This is a genomic window from Nonomuraea sp. NPDC050536, from assembly GCF_044457685.1.
GTDB lineage: Bacteria > Actinomycetota > Actinomycetes > Streptosporangiales > Streptosporangiaceae > Nonomuraea.
Window position 1 is genome coordinate 1 of record NZ_JBITHD010000015.1, and the last position, 25,658, is coordinate 25,658.

Below are 25,658 nucleotides of genomic sequence, written 5' to 3' on the forward strand. Positions count from 1 at the left end.
GACACAGCACACCGACCAGAACCACGACCGCGATCAAGTAGGCCACAACACACCTCCGAGTAGAAAGGCGACCGCTGCCCGGCCGGGCAGCGGTCATGGCGGCAAGCCGAGCACGCCGCTCGCGCTCGCTACCGTGTGGGCCTGCCGCAGCGACGTGAGCGTTCGAACTCGTGTGCAGCGGTCACTAGCAGTAGGAGACGGCTATATGGCAAGAGCCACACGAGTGGCCACCGCCCGAGTAGTAGCAGCAGTACCTCGCCCTGCCGTAGGCGCAGCACTCGTAGCCGCAGTCGACTGCCCGGGCCACGGTATGCGGCGCGATCAGCTCGAGGAGCCGGTCGGCCATTCTGGTCACGACGCGCATCGAACCTTCCTTTCGGTCGTCCCGGCGGGTCCGCACCCGCTCGTCGCAGCTTGCCCCCAGGGATGTGAGCGATTTCTCGCTGAATTCTTAACGGCCTGTCTCGGCAGTTCGAGGGGGCGTCAGGAACTCTTGTCCACGACAAGTTATTCGCTCGCTCGCTGATACTCGTCAACCGTGAGATTGGCATATCGATACCGTGCGGGTTGTATATCCACGGCTTTGTTTACCGCGGAGGTTTACCCGTCCGGTGACTCGGCGGGCTTCGCTGATCAGCTGCGGGTCGATCCCGGCACAGCATGCCGTTCCTCGCCGAGGCCCTGGTGGACGACCTGCTCGACAAGCTGATGTAGCTGCCGTGATCGACAGTCGATATGTTCGCTGCATGACCGCTGAGGGGAACAAGGAACTGCTGCGGCACGTGTTCAGCGAGACCGCTCGGGGGAACGGCCGGCCGTTCGTCGACACGCTGGCCGACGACGTGCGGTGGACGATCGTCGGCACGACCGCGTGGGCGCGCACGTACCAGGGCAAGCGTGCCGTACTCGAGGAACTCCTTGGCCCGCTGGCCGCGCAGTTCACCGGCCCCAACACGGTCAGCGCCGAGCGCTTCGTCGCCGAGGGCGATCTGGTGGTCATCGAGGCCCGCAACCACAGCACCACCCTGGCCGGCGACCGCTACCCCAACCGGTATTGCTGGATCATGCGCATGCGCGACGGCAAGATCGCCGAGATCACCGAGTACACCGACACCCAGCTGATCAACGACGTCCTGACCCCACCGGCTCAGTCAGAAGACACACCCTGAGAACCCGTCGCGCTGCCGCTCAACGTCGCGGTCGACTCGTTTTTATGACCACTTTCAGGCACCGTACGGCCCGCGAGCGTTGCGGCCTGCCCCATCGTCGAACGGCTCTGGCTCATGTTCCGCCACGACATGGCGGAGTTTAGTGCGTGTTGGAGAAGATCGTTCATATTCGGCGTGCGTAACGACTGGCGCAGATGCCGTCAGGGTGGCCGGATGCCCCCAGATCGCTACCCCTCGGACCTGACCGACGCGCAGTGGGAGCTGATCGAGCCCTTACTTCCCGAGCCGAACACCGGCGGGGCATCCTCGACTCGCAATGCGTCAAGGGCGCCGACACCTGCCGACGATCTGGTAGCCGCAGCCTTCTCACACGCAATCCCATAGGAAGCGGCCCTCCTTTCCGTCCGGCGAGACGAAGGCCCAACCTGCCCCCCACCCGCTTCGGCCCCAGGTGTAATAGCAAGGTGCGATCTCTTCCGATACCCCATGCTCCGTCAGTCCGTCGATGGGCAGCCAATCCTCCAGCTCCGACGTGAGCTGAACCACCAGCGTCCAGCCCTTTTCCGGATACCGCTCATCGTGTATCCAATCCGGCTCCACCCCAGGGCCACCGAGGAACACTGACGTGTCGCCCTTCGCCAAACGCGGCAGATGGTCCACGCATGCCGCAGGCCCCTCGGCCTGCGCCCGTACGGTCACGAAGTCCGGGATACGGCCGGCCGGTTGGACCACCACCGCGTTTTCACTACCCTCGGGTAGCCCGCAGAGATCTTCATCGCCCATGAACACATAAGCCAGGCGGCCGCCGCCGAGCGTGAACTGGCCCAAGAACTGCATGGGTTCGCCAGTGAAACGCGAGAATGGCCACTGCGGCTCCTCCAACCACACCGGCTGCCCGCCGATCTTGGTCACCGGCTCACGCATGGGCCCGTCAGCGGAGACGAACTCCAGGCGGGCGCCAGGCTGGAACATGAATACTCCTTGCGGTTGCACGGTGGGCAATGAGGACATGTGCGGGGATGAGTACGTGTTTTGCGAATATCGTTTGTGTGGTCCGTCAGCCGCAGATGTAGCGAGGTTGGCGTCGAGCGGGTCCTCCTCGGGTGAGGCGGCGGGCGATGCCGGCGATGGCGGCCCAGCGGATGATCGCCTCGGAGACAGCGGGGTCACGTTCGTAGTCGCGTGCCAGGCGACGGCAGGCGGTCAGCCACGCCAAGGTCCTCTCTACCACCCACCTGCGGGAGATGACGTTGAAGCCGCACTGGTCGGCGGGCTTGCGCACGATCTCCAACGTGGTGCAGGGTGTCGCGGGCCCAGTCCACCAGGCGTCCAGCGAAGCCCTGGTCGGCGAAGACGTGCCGGATCGGGGTGGTCAGGTACGCCGGCAGCAGGGCGGTCTTGGCGCCGTCGCGGTCTTGCCAGCTGGCGGCCATCACGGCGACCGTGACGAGGAGGCCGGTGGTGTCGGTGATGATGAACCGCTTGCGGCCGTTGATCTTCTTGCCTGCGTCGTAGCCGCGGCTGTCGCGCCCGACGGTGTCGGCGCCCTTGACGCTCTGGGAGTCGATGATGCCGGCCGACGGTTCATCGGCGCGGCAGGCCTGGCGGCGCGCTTCGATGCGCAGCTCGGCCAGTAGCGTCTCGGTGACGCCGGCCTGTTCCCACTGCTGGAAGTACCAGTACACGGTCTGCCAGGGCGGCAGATCGGTGGGCAGGTACCGCCACGGACAGCCCGAGTGCACCACATACAGGATGGAGTTGACAATCTCCCGCCGCGGATGCTTCTCCGGACGCCCGCCGGTGTTCAGCTCGGGAAGTAAGGGCTCGATCAGCTCCCACTGCGCGTCGGTCAGGTCCGAGGGGTAGCGATCTGGGGGCATCCGGCCACCCTGACGGCATCTGCGCCAGTCGTCACGCCGCCACGCCCAATATGAACGATCTTCTCAAACACGCACTTAGCTTGTTCTTTATCCTCCAGATTGTTGTAGTGCTGCGAGGGTGCGGCCGCGTTTGACGGTTTTGCCGACGTCGAAGCGGGGTGCTGGCCGGCGGTTGGGGATGCCGGGTGGGCGTCCGGGGCCGGGCCTGGAGGGTTTGGGTGCACCGGCCGGCTGGGCAAGCGCGGGACGCAGGTTCCGAAACCCGCGCCGGACCCGGGCGGGGGTGAGCTGACCCGGCGAGGCCGGTTTCTCCCAGGGGTGACGCAGGTCTTTGGTCAGGCGGTGAGCCAGGCGCAGCTGGGTGTGGGCGATGATCAGTAGCCAGGTCCAGCGGTCGGCGGCTTGGGCAGCGCGGAGCTTGGGCCGGGTCCAGCCGAGGGTCTGTTTCCAGTAGCGGTAGGTGTGTTCGAGGTCGAATCTGCGCAGGAACGCCTGCCAGCGCGGTCCACGTCCGCGTCGGTGGCGCCGGTCTTGGAGGACCAGAGCCAGACCGGCGGGGCGTCACGGTCGCCGGGCAGGTGTTCGACCTTCAACCGGATCAGGGTGCCTTCGATGAGGGGCAGTTCGCCCTCGTGATCGAGCCAGGCCGCGCGGTGGGTGAGCCGGGGGTGAAGCCGGTCCCAGGCGCTGGTCTCGGCCTTGCCGTAGTGAGTGGTGTCGGTCGTGGTGGTGACCGCGGGTTCGGGCCAGGTGGCGGGGTTGGCCAGGGCGAACTCGCCGCCGTGCTTGGGCGGTCGGCCGCCCTTGGGGTCGTAGCGGCGCGGTGGGGCGGGCAGGCGCAGCACCCGGTCGGATCGGATGCGTCCGAGCAGTTCGACGGGCAGGTCGCGCAGGACGTAGTCCAGGCGGGTGCTGTCGTAGCCGGCGTCGGTCACGATGAGCACGTCCGGGTCGCCGTCGCGCCACTGGCCAGCCGCGATCAGCCGCTCGATCACCCTTCGTAATTGCGTGGCGGTGACTCCGCACTTCCTGACGCACAGGTGGGAAGGTGCAGGGCAGCTTCGCGTTGTAAGTGCTGCTGAGGGCGGTACCGACCGCATCTAGCTGATGTGGTGATAGAACCAGTTTTCAGGCCGAGGGTGGCCTGCCGGGTTCGCCGGAGGATTGCTGGCGCATCCACTCGCTGATCTCGTCCGACTTGGTGCGTGGCAGTTCCTGTGGCACGTGGTGGAGATGTGACGTTCGCATCCTGACTAACCCCCCGTCCGGCCGGGCATGACCCCCTTGCGCGAGAACGGCGCACGACCGATCCGGCCGAGGGGGACGGCGATGGGGCGGCAGGTCTGGCCGCGGCTGCGAGTGGCCGACTCGCACGAGACCCGCGACACTTTGCAACGAGGCCGCTGCCGAGGTCGCCCACTGGGATCGGGACGCCCTGGAGCCGACCCCGCACGTTGGGCGCACAAAGCGCACCACAACCTGTGAGGGGATGAGCATGGTCGACCGCGAACAACTGCCCGCGCCCGTCGAGGGGCTCGTAGTCACGCACTTCCTGACTGTCCGGGACGTGGCCCGCTCGCGCGCGTTTTACGCGGACGTCCTGGGCGGCGAGGTTGTCCTTGAAGAGAACCCGGCGATCGTGAAGGTCGCCAACACGTGGATCATCATGAACCCCGGCGGCGGCCCCACCCCGGACAAACCGGACGTCACGCTGCGGGCGCCCGAGCCCGGCGACCCGGTGACCGCGTTCATGAACGTCCGCGTCGCCGACATCGCTGCCTTCCATACGCACGCGACGTCGCTCGGCGCCCGGTTCCTCACCGAGCCGATCGACCGCAAGGCCGAGATCCGCTGCTACATGCGCGACCCGGACGGGCACCTCATCGAGGTCGGCCAGGCCACCGGCATGCTGCACGATGTCTACGCCGACCCGCCCGCGTGATCCCGTCCGGCCGGGGACGGGCGCGGGCGGCGCATGCCGAGGTCAGCGGATCATCCTCGCACTAGCCAGGCGCGGGCGTCGCACCACGGCGCGGGCGGCGCGGGCAGGCTCGCGGCGTCGGCGGCGCTGGTGAGGGCAAGACAAGGTGGTCGCGGTCTGCCTTTACCTCGCTGACTTATCTTCTAGCGCCACGTGCAACACCGTCGGTTGTCGGTGTGCTTGATACCCCCTGCCGGCTGCTGAGATATCCGTCTCCGGAACGGTAACTTCGACGGGCACCTTAGCGGCGGAGGTGATCGATGTCTGGCCCGGGGATAGGTCTATAGCGTGATAGAAATCGATACGTTTCTGAAGGTTCCAGGCGGAGGCTTCGTGCAGGCGGAAGCCTGCCGCATTCCTCCGTCAGATCTCGATTACATCGAGGGCGCCATTCGCATATCCATTGACGGGTTGGAGATCATTGGACTTGAGGAATGGGATTATGTTGACCAGCTCTGGTGCTACATCGCCGAGATGATCACGCGGGTGCGTTCGACGGGTTATGTGGAAACTTATTTCCCGGACCAGCCAATCAAGCTCTCTTTCCGGACTGCGGGGTCACGTATCGTGATCTTCGCAACAATTGGCGAGGAAGTCAGGAAGTCGAGTGCGTCAGCGGCAGATCTGCTGAATTCCCTAAAGGAAGCTGGGCTGCGTTTCTTTGACAAGATGTCCCTGCTGGCCCCGGAGAAGTCATATTCAGAGGCTCGGCGGGAGCTGTTGGCCTGAAGGTCGGAAGCCCGAGAGAATTCCACTCTCGGGCTTCCATGCAGAGAACATCACCAGAATCATGAGGGGCGCCGAGCCGTCATGACTGCGATGTGCTCCCGGGGCGCTATCAGGGCATCCTCGGCGCTGGCGGGTGTGGTCGGAGACAACCCGCCACTCCTGGACGTTCCAGGTGGTAGCTGATCTGGCGGTGCAACGACACCACTGCCCAGGCCTGGGACGATATCTTCTGAACCGGCGGGCGCAGCACTACCGCCCACTGACCCGCGGGATGCAGGATCATGCATGCCATGACGATGGCCAGGCTGTTCTCTCCTAAACCCGACACCTGGGGGTTGCGGGGCGACCCGTACGTGTGGGCCGCTCTCCGGGACCATCTCACGATGACGCCCGTTCCCGGGGATGCCGAGGAGGTCGAGGAACTGCTGGTCAGAGCGTTCCTCGCGGTGGTGGGCGTTGATCTGCGGACGGCGGAGGAAGAGTCCGTGTTTCGGGAGGAGTTCGCCCACGGCGGGATGTCAAGCGGCACCGTCCATCTAGCCACATGGCGCGATCGGCTCATTCCGCTGCTGGTGAGCCGGGCGGACCTGAGCAGGTAAGGCAATGTAAGGCCGTGGGTGGGTGTGGTCGGTCCCCGATATCCGGCAGATCGGCGACTCTATGGTCGTGATTTCGGCGACAGTCTTAATCATCCGGTGGACCAGAGCACGTCATTGGCCGGGGCGGACAGTGGCCGTTGGCATCCTGGCCGTCGTGCTCGCCATGCCGGCGCTGATCGCCCGCATCCTGCGCGGCGTTCGTCAGGGGACCTGATCCGGAGGCGAGGGCTACGCGTCGGCGGCCTATCAACGTACAAGCCCGTTCTACCGGGACCGCCGGGCCACGTTGGTCCGGGTTGAACGGATCAGGACGGGCAAGATCCGAGCTGCTGATGCGGCTGGGCTACTATCCACGCTTGCTCGACAGATCCGATGGGGGACGGCATGGTGATCGTGCAGCGGATCGTGATTCGGTGGACCAAGCAAGCGCGTGGCGCCGCGGAGGCCACGCGTCGACGCGAAATTCCCTCGGCGTTCGAGCTGCCTCCGATGCCGGATGCGCCGCTGATCGTCCACGATGTTCTCGTCGACGAACGGATGGGATACGCGCCCACCGTTGCGGTCGTCAGTCATTCATTCCCCGCGCAGCTCAACGGGCTGCGGTTCCAGCTGTCTGGAACAGCGGTTGAAGTGGGGCGAACTCCGGTGCGGGCCGCGTACCCGACCAACCGTCACCCCGGCCAGGTGTTCATGCTCCACCCAGGAGAGCGTGCGCGCTACCGGGCCAACTTCCGCTTCAGCGGCTACAGCACCCAGTGGTACTACGAGCAATGGACCGTCAACCTCGCACACGAGCCGTGGCGCCGCGACCTGTTCCTGGCGGAGGAAGTGGACCACGACAAGGACGAACGAGTCTCTTTGTACGGCGGGTAGTTACCGCTGTGAGCCGACCAGGACAGCACCCCACGCCGCAGTCGATTCCGACGGTCGCACGTTCGGATCCTGCGGGAGTGCGAGATCGGATGCGTCCTGGGTCCGGGTGATCTTCTGCTCTGTTGCGGATCTGGCTCTTCATATGTGAACAGAGCTCATGTATGGTCGCCGACACTATGAGGAACCGCTGGCTGTCGCCGATCGCCGTCGTGGTGCTGGCCGCCGTCATCGTGCTGGGGGCGGTGTCGGACCCTTCGGGGCTGGCCGCGCCGTACACGTGGACGGGCGCCGACCTGTTACCCGTCGCAGGGCTCTGGCAGGTGGCCGCGCCGGCCGTCTATGTCCCGCTGCTGCTGGTGGGGGTCGGGGCGCTGGCGTGGGTGGTCGCGCGCGGGCGTGCTCCATTGCGTACGGCACTGCTGGTGTGGGGAGCGGTGGTGTGGTCGGCGATGGTGGCCAAGCTGGTCATGTCGCTGGTGATGGCCTTCGGCGATGTGGTCTACCTGGCGTGGTCGACCGGCTTCACCGGCGTCAAGGCGGCGGTCTTCGGTCTGCCGGTCCTGGCAGCCACCTGGCTCACCCAGCTGCTACGCCGCCGCCCCGCCGCTTCAAGCTCGATCTCCCCAGGATCGGGCAATGGACCGGCCGTGGGGCCGGGGTGGGTGGCGGCGGGGGTGACCGTGATCTTGGGTGCGTTGGTCGGTGGGGTGTGGTGGGGCGGCTCACCCGTCGGATACGCCATCGGTGACTCCCTGCTGGCTCCGGCGCCCGAGGCGGGACCGCTGGGCTGCCTCGCCGCGGTCACCCTGCTGGGCGTGGTGACCTGGGCACTGGACCGCTGGCTCAGTGGCACCACGTCGCCGCGGGCCGTCGTGGCCGGGATCTCCGCGCTGGGAGCGGCCGCGACGCTGGGCCTGGTCGAAGTGGCCATCGGGCTCCCCGGCGACCTGGCGGGCGGCGACACGTTCTGGGCGCCGGCGATCATGCTCCGCCTCGCTCCCGCGCTCTCCTTCGGTGCCCTCCTCGCCCTCGCAACGGCAACCTTCGTCGCGCTCCTCCCAACGCGCCATCTAGGGGTCGCCTTCACTGCGCCGGTACGGCTGGCGGCAGTCGTGGCCGTGGCGGCGCTAGCCGTACCGCTCCTGCAGCCTGGCACCACCACCGCGCAGCCACCACGCACCAAGGGCCTGACGCTCTCAGCCGAGCGCAGGATCGTCGACGCCAACGGCAACGAGGTGCTGCTGCGTGGCGTGAACGTCAACCAGCTCGAAGACTACTTCCAGAAATTTCCGGACAAGTCGGTGACGCGGTCGCTCACCGAGGCCGACTTCGCCGGCATGGAGCAGATGGGCTTCAACGTCATCCGTCTCGCCCTGTCCTGGTCAGCCCTGGAACCGCAATCTGGCCACTACGATCCGGCCTACCTCGCCAGGATCTCCTGGGCTGTCGAGACCGCGGCCAAGCACGGCCTGCGTACGGTCATCGACATGCACCAGGACGCCTGGGGCAAGGGCGTCAACGCCGCCCCCGGCACCACCTGCGAGAACGGTTCCCCGATGCACGGCTGGGACGGCGCCCCCACCTGGGCCGACCGCTTCGACGGCGCCCCCAAGTGCGAGTTCACCGGACGCGATATCTCCCCGGCCGTCGCCCGCGCCTTCACCAACTTCTACCAGGACAGGGACGGCATCCAGACTCGCCTGGTCGCCGCCTGGGGCATGCTGGCGGAGCGGTTCGCGAGCGAGCCGATGGTCGCCGGATACGACCTGCTGAACGAGCCCGGCTTCGGAGAGGCCCCGCCGATCACCTCCGGCGTCCTGCTCGGCCGCTATTACAACCGGGCGATCAAGGCCATCAGGGCGGGCGAGAAGCGTGGCTTCCCGCACCTGGTCTTCTTCGAGCCGTCCGTGCTCTGGTCGGGGCTCGGCTTCGAGGTCTCGGTGCCCAAGGACTTCACCGATGACCGGTTGCTCGTCTTCGCTCCCCACCTCTACAACGAGTCGATCACCATCGACCAGGGCACCGGCCTCACCATCACGAGCATCGAGCGCGGCTTCGACCTGGCGAGCCGGGCGGCGGCGTACTACGGCGCCGGGCTCTGGTCGGGGGAGTGGGGTTGGTTCGGCGACCCCGCCTCGGCCCCGATCACGAGATACACCGACCAAGAGGATCGGCACCGCATCGGCGGCGCGTTCTGGGTCTGGAAGCAGTCCTGCGGCGACGCCCACGCCGGAGCCGACGCCAAGACCGGCGGCAACCTCATGATCGAGGACTGCGCCACCGGAAAGGACCTGCCCCCGACCCCCGAATACGTCGCGGAGCTCTCACGCCCCTACCCCCGCTCCGCCCCCGGCCACCTGACCGGCCTCACCTCGGACCAGGCGACCCTCACGGCCCAGGGCGAGGGCACCGGATGCGGCCTCGACATCTGGTTCCCCGGCGCCACCCGACCGGTCGTCCGCGGCACCGGCCTCACGGACGTCGCCACCCGTCAGACACCCGGCGGTTGGCGCATCACCGGCTGCACCCAGGGCGCCTACACCCTGACGGCAAACCGCTAGCTGTATTGACATGTTGAGCATCGGTTGATCGTGAGCCTGGCCACTCCCACCGATCTGATGCGGCACGACATGTCCGTCATACGCGAGGCGGGCTTCGCCGGGCCGAATGCGCGAGGCGGCTGGCGAGCGCCGCGACGAGGTGGCGGAGTTCGTCCGGTCGTTCGATGACGAACGGTCGGTCCAGCGACGCGAGCACGGCAGGCAACCAGTCGAGCCGGTCCGCGCGCAGTTCGACGCGGGACCAGTGCTCAGTCTCCGAATCTACGCTGCTCGCGGACGGCGACTCTTCCACGATCGCGACGCTGGCGGGCAGTCGGGCGTGGATCTGCTCGGCTGTCCCCTGGATGCGCAGAGTCACCTCATGCCGGTACGGAGTTGTGGCGAGCCCTGCCAGGACGCGCTCGGCCGGATCGACTCCGGCAGGCGGCTCGAACGAGCCGGGCAGGGTCCTCGCACCGGCGATGCGATCCAGCCGGAACGTCCGGTCCTCGCCGATTGCGGGATCCGCACCCACCACGTACCACCTGCCCGAATGAGCGACGAGCCCGTACGGGTGCAGTGTGCGTTCGCTGCGCCGGCCGTCGGCGGCGGTGTACCGGATCGAGATCGGCCGGTGATGGTGCACCGCATCGGCGATCGAGAGCAGGACCGCGGTCTCCGGGGCGGCTGACTCGCCGGGCGGAGCCGTGAAGGCGAGGGATTCGAGCACGGTGTCGAGCCTGCGGGCGAGCCGCTCGGGCAGCACCCGCCGGATCTTGGCCGCTGCCGTCTCGCTCGCCGTGCCCGTGGCCGTCATCAAGCCGGCTCGCCGACCCGCGACCAGGCCGAGCAGTACGGCGAGCGCTTCGTCGTCGCTCAGCATGAGCGGAGGCATGCGGTAGCCGGAGGCGAGACGGTAGCCGCCGTAGCGGCCGCGTACCGACTCGACGGGCACGTCGAGGTCGATCAGGTGGTCCACGTACCGCCGCACCGTGCGCTCGTCGACGCCGAGCCGGTCGGCGAGTTCGGCCATCGTCCGGATGCCGCCCGACTGCAGGAGCTCCAGCAGAGTGAGCACGCGATGTGTAGGTCGAGCCATGTCACACAACTTAGCGAGAATACTGGACCGTTTTTGTCCAGTATTTGTCCTAGCGTGCGGTGGAGAACGGCCCTACGGACAAGGAGATCACCATGAACTTCGTCTCGACCCGCATCATCACGGGCGACGTCGCCCGCCTCGTCGACTTTTATGAACGAGCCACAGGAGTGCAGGCCATCTGGGCCAACGAGGACTTCGCTGAGCTCAGGACCACATCGGGCACCCTCGCGATCGGCAGCACCCGCACCGTCCCGCTGTTCGCGCCTGGTGCCGCCCGCCCGGCCGACAACCGCAGCGTCATCATCGAGTTTCTCGTCGACGACGTGGACAGCGTTCACCAGAAGCTGACCGTCTTCGTGGAGGACTTCGTCAATGAGCCCACCACGATGCCGTGGGGCAACCGCGCGCTGCTGTTCCGCGACCCCGACGGCAACCTCGTCAACTTCTTCACCCCTGTCACCCCAGCCGCCATCGAGAAGTTCGCTCGCTGATGGCTTGATCCCGCCGCCACGTGTCACGTCCCCGGTTGCGACGTCGCGGTGCTGGAAGTGGACGGCCAGGCCGTACGTGCGCAGTCGCTTCGGCCAGGACCCACGGCGCTACCCCGGACGGTGCATTCGATTCAGTGTCGCCGCAGGTCAGTGGGTAGGTATGGCACTGACGTCAAAAGAATCTCACGTCGGTTGTCACAAGCCCGGAGGCTGCCCTGTCTTGGACGGCGACCGGCTGGCAACAGGGGCGCCGGCGGAGCAGGGAGGCTTGTCATGAAGATCGTAGTAATCGGCGGGACCGGGCTGATCGGGTCGAAGCTGGTGGCGAACCTGGGCGAGCACGGTCACGAGGCGGTGGCGGCGTCGCCGAACACCGGCGTCAACACCCTCACCGGCGAAGGCCTGGCCGAGGTGCTGACGGGCGCCTCAGTGGTGATCGATGTGTCGAACTCCCCGTCCTTCGAGCCCGCCGCGGTGCTGGAGTTCTTCGAGACCTCCACGCGCAATCTGCTCGCCGCGGAGAAGGCGGCCGGCGTCGGTCACCATGTGGCGCTGTCGGTGGTGGGGACCGAGCGGATGCCAGAGAACGGCTATTTCCGGGCGAAGATCGCGCAGGAGGAACTGATCGAGAAGTCGGGGATCCCGTTCTCGCTCGTGCACGCCACCCAGTTCTACGAGTTCACCCGGAGCATCGCCGACGAGGCGACGGACGACGGCAAGGTCCGGATCGCGCATGTGCTGTTCCAACCCATCGCGGGCGACGACGTGGCTCAGACGGTCGGCCGGATCTCGGTGGGCTCGCCGTTGAACGGAAGGGTCGAGGTGGCCGGGCCCGAGCAGTCCAGGATGGACGATTTCTTCCGCGACGCCCTGGCCGCCTGGGGTGACCCGCGCGAAGTGGTCACCGACCCGCACGCGCACTATTTCGGATCCGAGCTGACCGAGCGCTCCCTGGTGCCGGGCGACGACGCGATCCTCGGTCGGATCCGCTACAGCGACTGGCCCGGCCGGACCGCGCCCAAGAGGTAGGGGTGTCTCACCCCGTCACGAAAGGTAATCCCATGCCCGATATCGACCCGACGATCACCGGGGCCAAGCCGAAATGGCAGACGGCGCTCACTGTGGTGCAGGAGGCCGTGCCGCCCTTCATCCCGGAGGGAGCGCACGCGATGACGGTGGTCATCGAGTATCCGCCCGGCGACCCGGGCACTCCGCCGCATCGGCACTGCGGGCCGGCGTTCGGCTACGTGCTGGAGGGCGAGATGCTGTTTGAGCTGGAAGGCGAGCCGGAGCGGATCGTACGCGCTGGAGAGGCGTTCTGGGAGCCGGGCGGCGACGTCATCCACTACCAGGACGGCAACAACCGCGACGATGTCCGGGTCCGGTTCACCGTCACCATGCTGTGCGAGCCCGGCAAGCCGATGCTCACCCTGGTGGACGAGGAAGAGCTGGCCCAGCGCCAGGACCGCCGTGCCCCGCGTCCGTCCTGAGCGGATGCGATGGTCACACCATGACGACACGTCCTCGACCGGAAGCCACCCGGAGGACGCTGCGGCTTCCTGGACAAGATCGATGGCGCCGCAGCTCAGCTGAGCGTCAGGTCGGGAGAATACAGGTCGACCCATAGAGCGAGGTTGAGGGCCATCTCCAGGCCGCGCCGGGACGCCTGGCTGATCTGGGGCGTGCTGGCGGTGGCCCGGGCGAGCCGTTCGCGGCTGATCAGGTCGAACACCCGGTGCGACGGGGTGCTCAGGAGGTCCTTGGCCTGGTTCTGCAGTGCTACGGCGTATGCGGGGTCTTGGGTGGAGGGGTAGGGGCTCTTCACCCTCTCGTATACCGAGCGGGGTAGCAGGTCGGCGGTGGCCTCGCGCAGCAGGCTCTTCTCCCGGCCGTCGAACGACTTCAGCTCCCAAGGAGTGTTGTAAACGTATTCCACCAGCCTGTGGTCGCAGAACGGCACGCGGACTTCCAGCCCGACCGCCATGCTCATGCGGTCTTTACGGTCCAGCAGGACGCGGACGAACCGAGTGAGGTGGAGGTGGCAGATCTGCCGCATCCGGAACTCGAAGTCGCTTTCGCCGTCGAGGCGTTGGATTCCGGCCACCGCCTGGCGGTAGCTGTCCTGTACGTACGCAGCGAGATCGAGGGCCTTGGTGAAGTCCTGTGTGAGGACGCTGTCGTCGTCGCCGAAGTGCTGCCGGAAGCGCACCAGCCAGGGGAAGGTGTCGGCGGCGCGGGCTGCGGGGTCGAAGAACTGCTGGTAGCCGCCGAACACCTCGTCGGCGGATTCGCCCGACAGGGCCACTGTCGAGTGCTGCCGGATGGCCTTGAACAGCAGATACAGGGAGGCGTCCATGTCGCCCATGGCGATGGGGAGGTCCCGGGCCCGGATCACGCGGGCCCGTATCTCAGGGTCGGCCAGTTGATCGGACTCGAGCATGATGTCTTGATGCTCGGTCGCGGAGTGGCTGGCCACATCGTGGACGTAGGGACCGTCCGGGGTCCCGCGTAGGTCGTCGGGGATGAAGTTCTCGCTCTGGCCGACGAAGTCGACGGCGAAGCTGCGGATCTTCTCCCCGGCCGCGGCGAGCTGGCGGGCGGCCAGGGCGGTCATGGCCGAGGAGTCCAGGCCGCCGGAGAGAAGGGTGCAGCGCGGTACGTCCGCGACGAGCTGGCGGTGGATGATGTCCTCCAGCAGCTCCCGCACCCGGGCGATGGAGGCGTCCCTGTCGTCGGGATGCCGCCGGGTCTGCAGCGACCAGTAGACACGGGTCCGGATGCCCTCCGGGCTGACGGTGACCACAGTGCCCGGCTCGACCTCGCGCATTCCCTGCCAAATGGCATGGCCAGGGGCCTTGACGTACGCGAACGTCTCTCGCAGGCCGTCCAGCGTCACGGTGCGCGAGGCGAGAGAGTTGGCGAGGATGGCTTTGGGCTCGGAACCGAACATCACCCCGTCGGGGGTGGGGTAGTAGTAGAAGGGTTTGATGCCCATCCGGTCACGGATCATGACGAGCTTCTGCTCGCGTGCGTCCCAGATGGCCAAGGCGTACATGCCGTTGAGCCGCTCGGCGACGGCCTCGCCCCACTCCACATAGCCGTGCAGCACCACCTCGGTGTCGGAGTCGGTGGTGAAGCGGTGGCCTCGGGAGGCGAGCTCCTGCCGCAGCTCCGTGAAGTTGTAGACCTCGCCGGAGTAGACCATGACCGTCGTGGTTCCCGCGGCCTGGATGCTCATGGGTTGCCGCCCGCCCGGCAGGTCGATGACGGCCAGCCGTCGATGGCCGAGCGCGGCGTGGCCCTGGATCCAGGTGCCGCGGTCGTCCGGGCCGCGGCAGGCCATTGTCTCCGTCATCGCATCCACGATCGCCTGCTCTGCGCGTAGATCCCGCTGATAAGAGATCCATCCCGCGATACCGCACACAGTCGCCCTCCGATTCGGTCGCTGGCAGGGGTGAGGAGTTCCTACATAGGGGTGTCGTTGTTTGGGTGCCGTACGGCGGGCGCGGTCGTGGTCGTGGTCTGCCTGGCGCCGAGGCGGCCGATGTGGATCTTCATGGCGTGTTCAGCTGTCCCAGGTGAGGGGCAGGGCATGCACGCCGTAGATGAACATGTCGTCGCGCATCGGGACCTGCTCCGGCGCTACGGCCAGGCGAAGGCCGCGGAAGCGCCGCAGCAGCGCGGGGAAGGCGACGTGCATCTCGACGCGAGCCAGTTGCTGGCCCAGGCACTGGTGAACGCCGTGTCCGAAGGAGACGTGCTGGGAGGGTTCGCGGGCCAGGTCGAGCTCGTCAGGGTGGGCGAACTGATGGGGGTCGCGGTTGGCGGCGGCCAGGGCCAGCACCACGGTCTGCCCAGCGCGGATGCGCTCGCCGCCGATCTCGACGTCCTGGCGGGCGACCCTGACCGGGCCGAACTGCAGGATGGTCAGATAGCGAAGGAGCTCCTCGACCGCGCGTTCGATACTTTCGGGATGTTCGCGCAGGGCATGCAGCTGGTCGGGGTGGCGCAGCAGGGTGTACGTGCCCAGGGCCAGCATGTTGGCGGTGGTCTCGTGGCCCGCGACCAGCAGCAGCAGGCCGATGCCGGCCAGTTCCTCGTCCGTCAGCGCCGTCTGCGGGTCCTGCCCTGCCTGGATCAGGGTGCTGAGCAGGGCGTCGTCGGGCTGCTCGCGTTTCGCGGCGACCAGGTCGCGCATGTACTGGCGCAGCGCCGTGCGGGCCTGCCGCGCCTCGTCTTCGGGGGTGTCGAGCCTGAGCAGGGTGGCGGTGCGCTGCTGAAAGCCGTCCCGGTCGGCATAGGGCACGCCGAGCAGCTCGCAGATGACCAGCGAGGGGATCGGCCTGGCGAAGGCTGGGACGAGGTCCACTGGAGGACCGGCCGCCTGGATGGCATCGAGGTGGTCGGCGACGATCTGCTCGATCCTCGGGGTCAGGGCGCGCATCCGGCGCACGGTGAAGTGGCGGGTGAGCATGCGCCGGTAGTGGGTGTGTTGCGGGGGGTCCATGTTCAGCAGCATTCCCGGGCTGTCCTCGGGGCGGAACAAGGTGCGGCGTATGGGGGAGGAAGCCCTTGTCCGGTCGGAGCTGAAGCGGTCATCGGCCAGCACCGCGCGGACGTCCTTGTGCCGGGTCAGCAGCCAGCCCACGCTGCCGTCGGGGAACCCCAGCGGGGCGATGGGCTGCTCTTGCTGCAGGCTCTGATATTGCGAAGGCGGATCGAACGGGCAGCTGCGTTGCGTGGGCAAGGTCACGGTCAATGGCTGGGCTGCGTTCATGGAGTGGCTCCGCTTCATCCGGCGGTGGTGCTCACAACTCCACAGTACGCCTTCGTACTATTCGTACAATCCCTGTCCTTACTGGCCAGGTTCACGTGATGTCATGCCGAGCAGCGGAGCCAGCGCCCCGTCCACCACCCGGTCGACAAGCGCACGGCCGGGTTCTTCGCCTTCGATCAGCACCTGCATGAGCAGCAGCGACAACGGCATCTCCACGAGAAGCTCCGCATCGACGCCGTCGGGGATCTGCCCGCGCTGACGTGCGCGTTCCAGGATCGCCTGGGCGGCCTGACGTAGCGGGGTGCGCAGTCGTTCCCGACGCAGGCGGGCGAGCTCTGCATCGGTTCTGCTGCCTTCCAGCAGGGCGATCGCCAATCCGCGGTCGAGCTGCGTCCAGCCGGCGAACCACACGGTGAGCAGGTGCCGCAGGTCTTCGACAAGGCAGCCGGTGTCGTGGTCAATGATCTCTGGCCGGTGCTGCTCCAGGGCCGCCACCGCCAGGCGGGCCTTTGTCGGCCATCGCTGATAGATCGTGGTCTTGCTGGCTCGGGCACGCTGAGCGACCATGTCCATGGTCAGTCGCTCGTAGCCCACCTCGGCCAGCAGCGCGAGGACGGCATCCAGCACCTCCCGGCGCCGATCGGGATTGCTCAGCGGGGTTTTACGGAGCCCGCGTGCTTCCCGCCGGGCGGAGGCCGTATCGTCGCTCGACATCGCGCCCGTCCCCTTTCTGCTCGCGCTGTATTGAGTGCACCGTAGCCTTTCGCCTACCGCCCGTATACATCCTTACTCTCGTCATGGCCTTGGCCGCGCCGGCGATCTATCCGCTCTGGTTTGGCGGTGTGGTGGCTCGCCGCAAACACCGTGCGTTTCAGAGCTCGTATCGATGACGCACTTCCCGGGTGTGCGTGGCGAGTAGCGTGGTTGGAGGGTGAGGAACTGTGATGACCGAACATCACCCAGAAGCCGTGCTTTCCCCTTCAGAGCAGGCGGCCATACGGGAACTGCTGGACGCCGACCGTCAGAAGACGACGGCCCGTGTCGCCATACTGAGCCGTGACTGGGATGCGATCGTCGAATCGTCGGCGATGTCGGCGTCCGACGACGAGCACGACCCCGAGGGAACGTCCACTGCCTTCGAGCGGGCCCACGTCCAGGAGCTCCGCGACCAGGCCCTGACGCACCTCGCCGATCTGGACCTCGCCTTCGATCGGCTGGACGATGGCACCTACGGGATCTGCGCGATATGCGGGAAACACATCGCCATCGAGCGCCTGATGGTCCGCCCGGCTACTACGACCTGCGTCCACTGCGCTTCCCGTCGCCGCTGACCCACGCCGACGCCAGCCCAAGCCTGAAGTCGTCGGCAGTTTGTCAGTCTTGCGCGCGATACTCGCCGCTGGAGATCACGAGGCTGAGTTCTCGGAGAGACGCCGTCGCTTGAACGACGAGCTCTACATCAAACACAGCGTGGAGGTATCGGCATGAGCGCAGATCGGATGCTGACCTATGTCGGCGCCGGTTCGGCGAAGTTCTGGGAAGTGCGTCAGAACGATACGGAGCTGAACATCCGGTACGGGCGGCTGGGCGCAACCGGTCAGGCACAGGTCAAGTCGTTCGACTCCGCTGCCGACGCCGCGGAGGCGGCCGACAAACTGGTGGCAGAGAAGTTACGCAAGGGCTACAAGGAAGACGAAGCGGTCGCCCCGCTGGTGATCAGCGTCGGGGATGAGGACCGGCTGACGATGCCGACCGCTTGGCTGCGCAGTCTTCATCCGCGGCGGGGTGGAGCGAAGGTCGCCGTGAAGCGGCTGGACACGGGCGCACCCAAGGAGCTCGCTGCAAGGTTGGACGAGCGTCGGCAACTCATCCTTGACTCGCTGGCGGAGTGTCGCGACCCGGAGATCGCCTCCGCGGGCGCGGCATACCTGGCCGGGGAGCCCACCGCCGCGCCGCTGGGCGCTGCCGTGGTTGTCCAAGCGGTGGCCGCGTCCCTGTCATGGGCCGATCGGACGCTGCTGCCCCTGTTCGCCGAAGCCTGGCTGGCCGAACGTGGCCTGGTGTTCGCGGCAGTGGCCGTGACCGAACTGGCCTCGCTGGATCAGGCTCTGCCAGTCCGGCGGCTGGCTGCCGGTGAATCCGCCAACCATTGGTTCGGCTGGAATTGGATGGAGGTCGCCACGCGGGTCCGTGCCGCCCTCGTGACCGCATCGGATGCCGAGTACGCCGAGGTCGTCGCGGCCCTGGCTGAGAGCCGTGAAGGCGGGCTCCACCATCAGGTGGCGGCTTCCTACCTGGCGCCGACCGAGACTGACTGGGTCGCGGCCGACTGCGCCGAGGTGAACCGCGTCAATCCGGCCCTCGCCCGCGGCCTGGTCGCCGCGATCAGCACGCCGGAGCATGCGGCGCTCATCGTGAGCCACGTGCAGGGTCACTCCGTGATGCACTCCCTCGCTCTGCCCGCCACGGTCGTCGACGGTATGGGTGACGCCGCCGTGCCGGTGCTGACTGGATGGTTCGACGAGGTCTACGACGCGGAAAGCCAGCGGCGGCTGCTGGGTATGCTCGCCGAACTGCCGACCGACACGGCGATGCAGGCCCTCCTCGACCGGATCGAGCACAAGTACACCGAGCCGGCCTTCCTGCGCGCGGCGGCCCGCTTCCCGCGCCGGGCGATGCGGATGCTGGCCAATTCCGGTGGCAAGGCCGTGGACTTGCTGCTGCGCGCCCACGTGCTGGCCCATCCCGACCTGGTGGCCGAGGTGCTTGCGAGCGTCGGTGATGCCGCCGCTGAACGGATCAACAAGATCGTAACCGCCGCGACCGTTGCCACCGCTCCGCTTGAGGCCCTGCCCGAGGTGCTGGTCAGCCCGCCCTGGACCCGACCGCGTACGGCCCGCAAGCCGGTCGTGGTGAGTGATCTGGTGTGTGCCGATGAGCCGACCGTGGTGTGGGGGCCGGGCGAGCGGGACAACTGGCGTTCCGTCCGGCCGGGGCAGGAGTTCTTCGCCGGGATCATGCTCGATGCGTGTCCGGCAGCGCCTACCGTTATGGCATGCGTCTGACCGCCTTCACCGACATCTCACTGCGCATCGTGATGCGGCTGGCCGTGGCGTACCGGGATGAGCTTCTGACCACCCGCGTGGTGGCCGACATGCTGGCGGTGCCGTACTCCCACTCCGCCAAGGCGGTGGCGCGCCTGAGTGAACTGGGCGTGGTGGAGGCCAGGCGGGGCCGAGGCGGCGGCCTTCAGCTCACCGAGAAAGGACGTGCGGCGTCCGTCGGCGAGATCGTCCGCAGCCTGGAGAGCGCCGGGGACGTGGTCGGCTGCGACGACGATCCGCCCTGCCCCCTGCGCGCGGCCTGCCGCCTGCGGGCGGCCCTGCGCCAGGCGCAAGAGGCCTTCTACGCCTCACTCGACAGCGTGACGATCGCCTCGTTGGTGGCGTCGCCGACCGGGCCGGTCCTGCTGTCCTTGCCCTTCTCTGAGTGACCCCCCGGCGGAGGGGCCGCCGGTGTCGCTTTTAATATGTATCTGAGATTCCAATTTTTCTTGGGGCTGATTTTGCGCTGCCCTGCACCAGGAGGTTCACATGTTGTCCGGGGAAACCGCAGAGGTCATCCGCGCCACGCTCCCCGTCGTCGGGGAGTCGCTCGACACGATCACCGCGAGGTTCTACGAGACGATGTTCGCTGATCACCCCGAGCTGCTGGACGGCCTGTTCAACAGGGGCAACCAGCGCAGCGGCGAGCAGCGCAAGGCTCTGGCCGGCTCCATCGCCGCCTTCGCCGGCATGCTGCTCGAGCACCCCGACGAGCGCCCGGACGCCTTGCTCTCCAGGATCGCGCACAAGCACACGGCAGTCGGCGTAACCGACGACCAGTACGTCATCGTCCACAAGTATCTTTTCGGCGCCATCGCCGAGGTGCTCGGTGATGCCGTCACCCCCGAGGTTGCCGCCGCCTGGGACGAGGTCTACTGGTTGATGGCCGGCGCTCTGATCGCCATGGAGGCCCGTATCTACGAGGCCGCCGGCGCCCAGGACGGCCGCAGTTGGCGGCAGTGGCAGGTCTTCGAGCGGCACGAGGAGACGCCCGACGTCATGTCCCTGGTGCTCCGCCCGCTCGGCGACGAGCCCGTCCCGCCCGCTCTGCCCGGCCAGTACGTCAGCGTCCGAGCGCGGATGGACGACGGAGTGCACCAGCTGCGCCAGTACACCCTCTCCGGCGTCGGCGAGGACGGCACGCGCCGCATCACGGTCAAGCGGGTCCGCGAGGGTGAGGTGTCCTCGCTGTTGCACGCCACCGTCAAGGAGGGTGACAAGCTCACCCTGTCTGCACCGTACGGTGACCTGGCGCTCGACAACGGCGACGCGCCGCTCGTCCTCGTGTCCGCCGGCATCGGCTGCACCCCGATCACGGCGATGCTCCAGCACCTGGCCCTCACCGGCGCCACGCGGCGGGTTCTGCTCCTGCACGCTGACTACTCCCAGGCCGACCACCCGCTCCGGATGGACATGGAGCGCCTGACCGACGAGCTGCCCGAGGCCAGGCGCATCTTCTGGTACGAGCAGGGCGAGTACGGCGGCGCCCGTACGGGCCGCATGGACCTGACCGACGTCGAGCTTCCCGAGGGCGCCGTCGTCTACATGTGCGGGCCACTGCCGTTCATGCGCGATCTCCGTGCTCAGCTCATCAACGCAGGCGCCGCCCCCCGCGACATCCACTACGAGGTCTTCGGCCCCGACCTGTGGATCGCCGCGGCCTGACGGCGCCCCGAACGCCTTCCTCCAGCGAGGAACACCCCCCGCCGTATGTGCGCTGTTCCCCCGAGCGGGGGAGCCACATCCCTCCCGTGAGGGAGTGCGTCAGATCGCGGCCTGGAGAAGCTGGCAACCATGAGCACCACATCCGCCGCCGGTCCACCTGCATTGGCCGCGCGCCCGAGCCGGCTCACGATCTGGGCCGGCCGAACCATGATCCTGATCGCTTTGGCACACACCGTCATGTTCGCCCTCCTCGCGCCCTGGGCCAGCTGGCTCGCCGGGGACCTCCGCAACGGCGTTGCGGACAGCGAGTCGGTGGCGACGTTCTGGGCGCTGCCCGGTGGGTTCGTCGTGGTGCTGGTGCTGCTTGGGCTCCTGGTGGCGCGGGCGGGGCGGCAGGGACAACACGTACCCGGATATGTCGGCTGGGTGCTCCTCGCCTGGGGAGCGCTGGCCGTCAGCCTGATCGGACCGAGCGGATTCCTTTCCGCGGCCGTCCCCGCGGGGCTGCTCATCGCGGCGAACATCACCGCCAGACGAAACCCCACTCCTCGACACCAGGGATGACCGTCTCGGCCACCTCGCGAGCTTCCTCTCCGTCTCCGCTGCGCTACCGCCTCGGTTGCCGCTCCTTGGTGGTGGGGGCTTTGGCTGTGACGTAGAGATTCATGTTGGCGTAGTCGAAGGTGATAGCGCGGGGTTTGAGGAACTCGTGGGTGAAGTTGCCGACTGTCTCGAAGCCGAACAGGTCGAGCCACGGCCAGGCGCCCACAACGCCCGGGACGTTCTTGCCGACCGCCCGTCCCAGGCCGATCCGGGCCGGGGTGATCGGGTAGGAGGTCATCCCGCCCGAGCCCTGTGGGTGGTCGTAGTCGATCTCGACGCCGGCCCGTTTGGCGTTCTCCTCGGTCATCATGATGCCCATGCCCATGCCGCCGGTATCGACCGAGGCCACGCGCGGCCCGTAGTCGTTGACGCTGCCCAGCGTGCAGGGCACGTGATCGCCCGCCAGCCACAGCGGCAGGCGGTCGGAGCCCCCTCGCGCGGCCACCGCCCAGGCCTGGCGCGCCTGCGCGGCGGTCTTGCGCCGCAAGACGAGCGCCTGGCCGGCGTAGTCCATGGTGGCGATGAAGTGGTAGAGCAGCGTGGTGCCGATGACACCGGCCGGCTGGGTGCCATCCGGCAGGCTGGGCATGCGCAGTTCGTACCAGACCACGGGGACGGTACCCAGCGTGATGTCGCCCAGTCCAAGCGATCGCATGACGCCGTGGTAGGTGGTGAGGGTCTGCCCGGCGGGATGGGTGGTGCTGGTGGACACCGCGCGCAGACCGGCCTGCTCGGCCGTCGCGCTGGATAGGGCCAGGGTGGCACCGGTGTCGATGAGGAAGGGCTGCGGCTCGGCACCGTTCACCGAGACCCGGACGCAGGGCAGCGGATCGACACAGACGAAAGGAAGCCGGGTCGCTTGCGCACCCTGGAGCCGGTAGGGGGCGCCGGTCACGCTCGCGTACTGGTCGGCGAACGCGGCGTCGGTCTCCTCTCCGGTGCCGCGCAGCAGCGGCACCGCGGGTGGCAGGTCGTCCTGGCGGATGTGGCACTCGGCGAGTTGCCGCTTGGCGAAGGCGTCGCGGGGAGCCAGCCGTACGGCCTCCGCCAGGAATCGGTCCGCCTGCTCAAACCGGTTGGACAGCAACGCGATGCGCCCGCGCTGCGCCAGCGCCCGCGCATCGGCCGGATTCTCGCGCAGCAGACGCGCGTAGGCCCGGTCGGCCTGGACGAACTTGCCTGCCTTGAAGAGCTGGTCGGGATCGCCGCCGAGGGGCGAAATGGCCGACGCGGACTCGCCCGGCAACAGTGCGAGCATCGCGGCGCCGGTCGTCAGACCCGCCTGCGCCAGGAAACTCCGTCGATCTATGGTCATGGCTGCCCATTGAAGCTCCGGCCGTGTTTCCTGGCCGTTTCCGCTCCCGCACGCACTCCGGTCGCCGAAAGGCTGTGGTCGATGCTTCGCAGGCGGCTCACATCAGTTCTCCATCGGCGCGTAAGAGGTGGTCACCACTGCGGTACAGATCGAAGTGGAACGCGCCATTGCGCCATGTGCTGTGCATTTCCCTGTGTGGCCGTAGGTTGAGTGGCGGAAACGCTGGGGTCGTGATCATTCCAAATCTTGAGGATGGTCGACTTCACCAACCCGTGAAGCGTCGGCACAGTCAAGGCAATAGAGGTTTTATACGTCTGCCGCCGTCACGCACGTGCATCACCTGCTGAGCCGGCCTGGATGGATCAGCTGATGACTTCCTGCCTGAGTGTCGATGGAAGTTCAGTACAAATCCGACAACATCACGAAACGACGAAGGACTCCCTTTGTCATGGAGGGAGTCCTTCTCATGGATCGATGTTCCCTAGTGGGCTGCCTCATACTGCTCCACGATCGTGGAGGCGATGCGACCCCGCTCGCTAACCGGCAGGCCGTTGGCCTTGGCCCACTGCCGGATCTCCGCGGACGTCTCGCGGCTCATCGCACGACCTGCGCTGGCCAGTCGCCGGCCACGGGTGCGCTCTGCGCGGACGGCGCGCGCCTTGTTGATGTAGGGCGCCAAGGCCTTCTCCAGCTTGTCGCGGTTTCCACCGGACAAATCGATCTCGTAATTCGTGCCGTCGATGGCGAAGGACGTTGTTCCTTCGGCTTCCGTGCCATCGATGTCATCGACGAAGGTCGTCACAATCTGCTTGGCCATAGCTGGTACTCCAAATTTCGCTACACGTTAGCAGTACTGTAGCGCCTTCATGTGGGCATCAAACCATCTACCGGCTTTCCAGAAATTTGGCCGCTACGACTGACTGGCCGTCCTGGCCTCGCATGAATGCGCCATGAGTCTAGCGAGACAGCTAAGGGAGCCTAGCCCCAAGCACTCTGGTGACGGGGGTTCGCGCGTGCCGCTGTCCAGGGCCCAGGGTTCCTGGCACGCCGCCCGCGACTCGGCACTCACATCGTCAAGCTCTGGCGCGCCTCCTCACGCTCCTAGCCTGCCGTCGGTCATCGTCAGTACGGTGTCCACCGCCGACAGGGTCGCCAGGTCGTGCGTGACCAGTACGGTTGCCAGGCCCTCCCGCCGGGTCAGGTCGGCCAGCAGGGCCACGATCTGGGCGCCGCGCTGGTGATCGAGCGCGCTGGTCGGCTCGTCGACAAGGAGTACCTCGGGCTCGTTCATGAGCGCACGGGCGATGTTGACCCGCTGCCGCTCGCCGCCCGACAGCTGGTGTGGCCGCCGATCCCGCTTGTCTTCCAGGCCGACGGCCCGTAGCAGGTCGCGGGCCCTGGCCGCCGCCTTCTTGGTCGAGTGGCCGGACAGGTCGGCCATGACGAGCAGCTGGTCGAGCGCGGTGAGGGAGGCCAGCAGGTTGGACTGCTGGAACACGATGCCGATGTGCTCGCGCCTGATGCGGGTCCTCGCCTCCCTGCTCATGCCCGTCACCTCGTGCCCGGCCACGGCCACGCTTCCCGCGGTGGGGGTGACCAGGGTGGCGGCGACAGCCAGCAGGCTCGACTTGCCCGAACCCGAGGGGCCGACCACGGCGGTGAACTCGCCGGGCGCGACAGCCAGCTCGACGCGGTCGAGCGCGGTCACCGTACCGTCGCCGTCGGGGTAGGTCAGCACGATGTCGGCGAGCTTCAGTGTCATCGGGACGCTCCCAGCGCGGTCAGCGGGTCGACGGAGGTGATCTTGCGGATGGCCAGCGCCGCGCCGGCGGCGCCGAGCAGGATCATCACGGCGACGGGCAGGACGGTGGTGGCGGCCGACAGGACGAACGGGACCGTGCCCTCGGCCAGCGCGCCCGCGCCTGCGCCGAGCGCGCCGCCGATCCCCGCGCCCAGCAGCAGCACGAGCACGGCCTGGGTGAGCGCGTCGCGCAGCAGGTATCCGTTGCTCGCGCCGAGCGCCTTCAGCACCGCGACGTCCCCGCGCCGCTGGATCGTCCACACGGTGAAGAAGGCACCGATGACCAGCGCGGAGATCGCGAACAGGAACCCCCGCATGAGCTGCAGGGAGCCGTTCTCCGAGGAGTAGGAGCCGATCGCGGCGGGCGCGTCGGCCAGCGGCACGGTCGTGGTGCCCAGCCGGTCGTCGGCGGCGGAGAAGTCCTGTCCTGTGCCCACCGCGAGAACGGTGGCCACGGTGTCGGCTCCGGACTGGCGGCCGATCGGCAGCCAGTCGTCGATGCCGATCCAGGCGACGGGGGTGTGGCTGTAGGAGGCCGCGGCGCTGGTGCCGGAGACGGTGAAGTCGCGGCCGTACAGCTGCACCCGGTCTCCGACGGCCAGCCTGCTCTCCTCGGCGAGCGCGGCGGACAGCACGACGTTGCCGCTGCCCACGGGCCCGGCCGCCGCGGCCAGGCGGCCGCCGGGCTCGACGCCGAAGATCGCGGCGGCACCCCCTTGCGAGAGGCGGCCCATCGTGATGCCGAGCCGTTCCACGGCGGTGACCCGCTGCCACTCCCGCCAGAGCGGCTCGGTGATACGGCTGTCGGCGAAGGCGGGCTTCTGGTCGCCGGAGAAGACGATCTGGTCGGCGGGCAGGCCGGTGATCGAGGAGATGTTCTCCCGTGCCAGCCCTGCGGTCAGGCCGGACAGCATCGTCACCAGCAGCGTGATGAGCAGGACGACCGCGCCCATCAGGGCGAATCTTCCCTTGGCGAAACGTAGATCTCTGAGCGCCACGAACACGGCGCGAACCCCCGATGTATAGCTGTCG

General features: G+C 67.6%; 26 protein-coding genes. 14 read left to right on the forward strand and 12 right to left on the reverse strand.

The window, feature by feature from the left end:
- Positions 1-184 precede the first annotated feature (184 nt).
- A complete protein-coding gene (locus ACIBHX_RS34510) occupies positions 185-364 on the reverse strand; it encodes a hypothetical protein (RefSeq protein ID WP_397071605.1) in 180 nt (59 codons plus the stop codon).
- A 382-nt stretch (positions 365-746) separates the two neighbouring features.
- On the opposite strand from ACIBHX_RS34510, the gene ACIBHX_RS34515 reads away from it, so the two are divergent.
- The gene (locus tag ACIBHX_RS34515; RefSeq protein ID WP_397071606.1) at positions 747-1,169 is read left to right on the forward strand and encodes a nuclear transport factor 2 family protein; all 423 of its coding nucleotides are present in this window, start codon (positions 747-749) and stop codon (positions 1,167-1,169) included.
- Positions 1,170-1,535: 366 nt separating this feature from the next.
- Here the strand turns inward: ACIBHX_RS34515 and ACIBHX_RS34520 are convergent, their stop codons facing one another.
- The 3 genes from ACIBHX_RS34520 to ACIBHX_RS34530 form a co-directional block, all read right to left on the reverse strand.
- The gene (locus ACIBHX_RS34520) at positions 1,536-2,141 is read right to left on the reverse strand and encodes a hypothetical protein (RefSeq protein WP_397071607.1); all 606 of its coding nucleotides are present in this window, start codon (positions 2,139-2,141) and stop codon (positions 1,536-1,538) included.
- A gap of 85 nt (positions 2,142-2,226) precedes the next feature.
- Positions 2,227-3,049 (reverse strand): IS5 family transposase gene (locus ACIBHX_RS34525; RefSeq protein WP_397071608.1). Its coding sequence is split into 2 segments (ribosomal slippage): positions 2,227-2,467 and positions 2,466-3,049, totalling 825 coding nucleotides; the frame shifts between segments, so codons are not numbered across the junction.
- A 374-nt stretch (positions 3,050-3,423) separates the two neighbouring features.
- Positions 3,424-4,044: a transposase gene (locus ACIBHX_RS34530; RefSeq protein ID WP_397071609.1), complete on the reverse strand. Its 621-nt coding sequence runs from the start codon at positions 4,042-4,044 to the stop codon at positions 3,424-3,426.
- Positions 4,045-4,538: 494 nt separating this feature from the next.
- Here ACIBHX_RS34530 and ACIBHX_RS34535 point away from each other — a divergent pair, with 494 nt between their 5' ends.
- The 5 genes from ACIBHX_RS34535 (at position 4,539) to ACIBHX_RS34555 (ending at position 9,792) form a co-directional block, all read left to right on the forward strand.
- Positions 4,539-4,991, forward strand: coding sequence for a VOC family protein (locus tag ACIBHX_RS34535; protein WP_346114098.1), 453 nt, complete (start codon positions 4,539-4,541; stop codon positions 4,989-4,991).
- 327 nt (positions 4,992-5,318) lie between these two features.
- Positions 5,319-5,759, forward strand: coding sequence for a hypothetical protein (locus tag ACIBHX_RS34540; RefSeq protein ID WP_397071610.1), 441 nt, complete (start codon positions 5,319-5,321; stop codon positions 5,757-5,759).
- A gap of 290 nt (positions 5,760-6,049) precedes the next feature.
- Entirely contained in the window at positions 6,050-6,358 is a 309-nt protein-coding gene (locus ACIBHX_RS34545) for a hypothetical protein (RefSeq protein ID WP_397071611.1), read from the forward strand.
- A 384-nt stretch (positions 6,359-6,742) separates the two neighbouring features.
- Positions 6,743-7,231 (forward strand): hypothetical protein, encoded by a 489-nt coding sequence (locus ACIBHX_RS34550; RefSeq protein WP_397071612.1) that lies wholly within the window; start codon positions 6,743-6,745, stop codon positions 7,229-7,231.
- Positions 7,232-7,407: 176 nt separating this feature from the next.
- Positions 7,408-9,792 (forward strand): cellulase family glycosylhydrolase, encoded by a 2,385-nt coding sequence (locus tag ACIBHX_RS34555; RefSeq protein ID WP_397071613.1) that lies wholly within the window; start codon positions 7,408-7,410, stop codon positions 9,790-9,792.
- Positions 9,793-9,868: 76 nt separating this feature from the next.
- On the opposite strand, the gene ACIBHX_RS34560 is transcribed toward ACIBHX_RS34555, so the two are convergent.
- Positions 9,869-10,870: a helix-turn-helix transcriptional regulator gene (locus tag ACIBHX_RS34560; protein ID WP_397071614.1), complete on the reverse strand. Its 1,002-nt coding sequence runs from the start codon at positions 10,868-10,870 to the stop codon at positions 9,869-9,871.
- A 92-nt stretch (positions 10,871-10,962) separates the two neighbouring features.
- Here ACIBHX_RS34560 and ACIBHX_RS34565 point away from each other — a divergent pair, with 92 nt between their 5' ends.
- The 3 genes from ACIBHX_RS34565 to ACIBHX_RS34575 all read left to right on the forward strand — a co-directional run bounded on the left by ACIBHX_RS34565 (position 10,963) and on the right by ACIBHX_RS34575 (position 12,851).
- Positions 10,963-11,361, forward strand: a complete 399-nt coding sequence (locus tag ACIBHX_RS34565) for a VOC family protein (protein ID WP_397071615.1) — start codon at positions 10,963-10,965, stop codon at positions 11,359-11,361.
- A gap of 273 nt (positions 11,362-11,634) precedes the next feature.
- A complete protein-coding gene (locus tag ACIBHX_RS34570) occupies positions 11,635-12,390 on the forward strand; it encodes an SDR family oxidoreductase (RefSeq protein ID WP_397071616.1) in 756 nt (251 codons plus the stop codon).
- Positions 12,391-12,422: 32 nt separating this feature from the next.
- Positions 12,423-12,851: a cupin domain-containing protein gene (locus ACIBHX_RS34575; protein WP_397071617.1), complete on the forward strand. Its 429-nt coding sequence runs from the start codon at positions 12,423-12,425 to the stop codon at positions 12,849-12,851.
- Positions 12,852-12,946: 95 nt separating this feature from the next.
- Here the strand turns inward: ACIBHX_RS34575 and asnB are convergent, their stop codons facing one another.
- The 3 genes from asnB to ACIBHX_RS34590 form a co-directional block, all read right to left on the reverse strand.
- Positions 12,947-14,785 carry an asparagine synthase (glutamine-hydrolyzing) gene (gene asnB / locus ACIBHX_RS34580; RefSeq protein ID WP_397071618.1) on the reverse strand — a complete coding sequence of 613 codons (1,839 nt, stop codon included), beginning with the start codon at positions 14,783-14,785 and terminating at the stop codon, positions 12,947-12,949.
- Between the two features lie 141 nt (positions 14,786-14,926).
- Positions 14,927-16,138 (reverse strand): cytochrome P450, encoded by a 1,212-nt coding sequence (locus tag ACIBHX_RS34585; protein WP_397071619.1) that lies wholly within the window; start codon positions 16,136-16,138, stop codon positions 14,927-14,929.
- Positions 16,139-16,216: 78 nt separating this feature from the next.
- Positions 16,217-16,852, reverse strand: a complete 636-nt coding sequence (locus ACIBHX_RS34590; protein WP_397071620.1) for a TetR/AcrR family transcriptional regulator — start codon at positions 16,850-16,852, stop codon at positions 16,217-16,219.
- 230 nt (positions 16,853-17,082) lie between these two features.
- Here ACIBHX_RS34590 and ACIBHX_RS34595 point away from each other — a divergent pair, with 230 nt between their 5' ends.
- From ACIBHX_RS34595 to ACIBHX_RS34615, 5 genes are all read left to right on the forward strand, one after another.
- A complete protein-coding gene (locus ACIBHX_RS34595; protein ID WP_397071621.1) occupies positions 17,083-17,469 on the forward strand; it encodes a TraR/DksA family transcriptional regulator in 387 nt (128 codons plus the stop codon).
- Positions 17,470-17,622: 153 nt separating this feature from the next.
- A complete protein-coding gene (locus ACIBHX_RS34600) occupies positions 17,623-19,203 on the forward strand; it encodes a WGR domain-containing protein (RefSeq protein WP_397071622.1) in 1,581 nt (526 codons plus the stop codon).
- Positions 19,194-19,631, forward strand: coding sequence for an RrF2 family transcriptional regulator (locus tag ACIBHX_RS34605; RefSeq protein WP_397071623.1), 438 nt, complete (start codon positions 19,194-19,196; stop codon positions 19,629-19,631). The genes ACIBHX_RS34600 and ACIBHX_RS34605 overlap by 10 nt, the downstream gene beginning before the upstream one ends.
- Positions 19,632-19,731: 100 nt before the next feature.
- Complete coding sequence (locus tag ACIBHX_RS34610) at positions 19,732-20,907, forward strand: globin domain-containing protein (protein WP_397071624.1); 1,176 nt, start codon at positions 19,732-19,734, stop codon at positions 20,905-20,907.
- Positions 20,908-21,069: 162 nt separating this feature from the next.
- Positions 21,070-21,471: a DUF6463 family protein gene (locus ACIBHX_RS34615; protein WP_397071867.1), complete on the forward strand. Its 402-nt coding sequence runs from the start codon at positions 21,070-21,072 to the stop codon at positions 21,469-21,471.
- A gap of 43 nt (positions 21,472-21,514) precedes the next feature.
- On the opposite strand, the gene ACIBHX_RS34620 is transcribed toward ACIBHX_RS34615, so the two are convergent.
- The 4 genes from ACIBHX_RS34620 to ACIBHX_RS34635 form a co-directional block, all read right to left on the reverse strand.
- Positions 21,515-22,825, reverse strand: a complete 1,311-nt coding sequence (locus ACIBHX_RS34620; protein ID WP_397071625.1) for an aspartyl protease family protein — start codon at positions 22,823-22,825, stop codon at positions 21,515-21,517.
- A gap of 481 nt (positions 22,826-23,306) precedes the next feature.
- Positions 23,307-23,642 (reverse strand): Lsr2 family protein, encoded by a 336-nt coding sequence (locus ACIBHX_RS34625; RefSeq protein WP_397071626.1) that lies wholly within the window; start codon positions 23,640-23,642, stop codon positions 23,307-23,309.
- A gap of 276 nt (positions 23,643-23,918) precedes the next feature.
- Positions 23,919-24,587, reverse strand: a complete 669-nt coding sequence (locus ACIBHX_RS34630; protein WP_397071627.1) for an ABC transporter ATP-binding protein — start codon at positions 24,585-24,587, stop codon at positions 23,919-23,921.
- Complete coding sequence (locus ACIBHX_RS34635; protein WP_397071628.1) at positions 24,584-25,630, reverse strand: FtsX-like permease family protein; 1,047 nt, start codon at positions 25,628-25,630, stop codon at positions 24,584-24,586. Before ACIBHX_RS34635 ends, ACIBHX_RS34630 begins: the two co-directional genes overlap by 4 nt.
- Positions 25,631-25,658 lie beyond the last annotated feature (28 nt).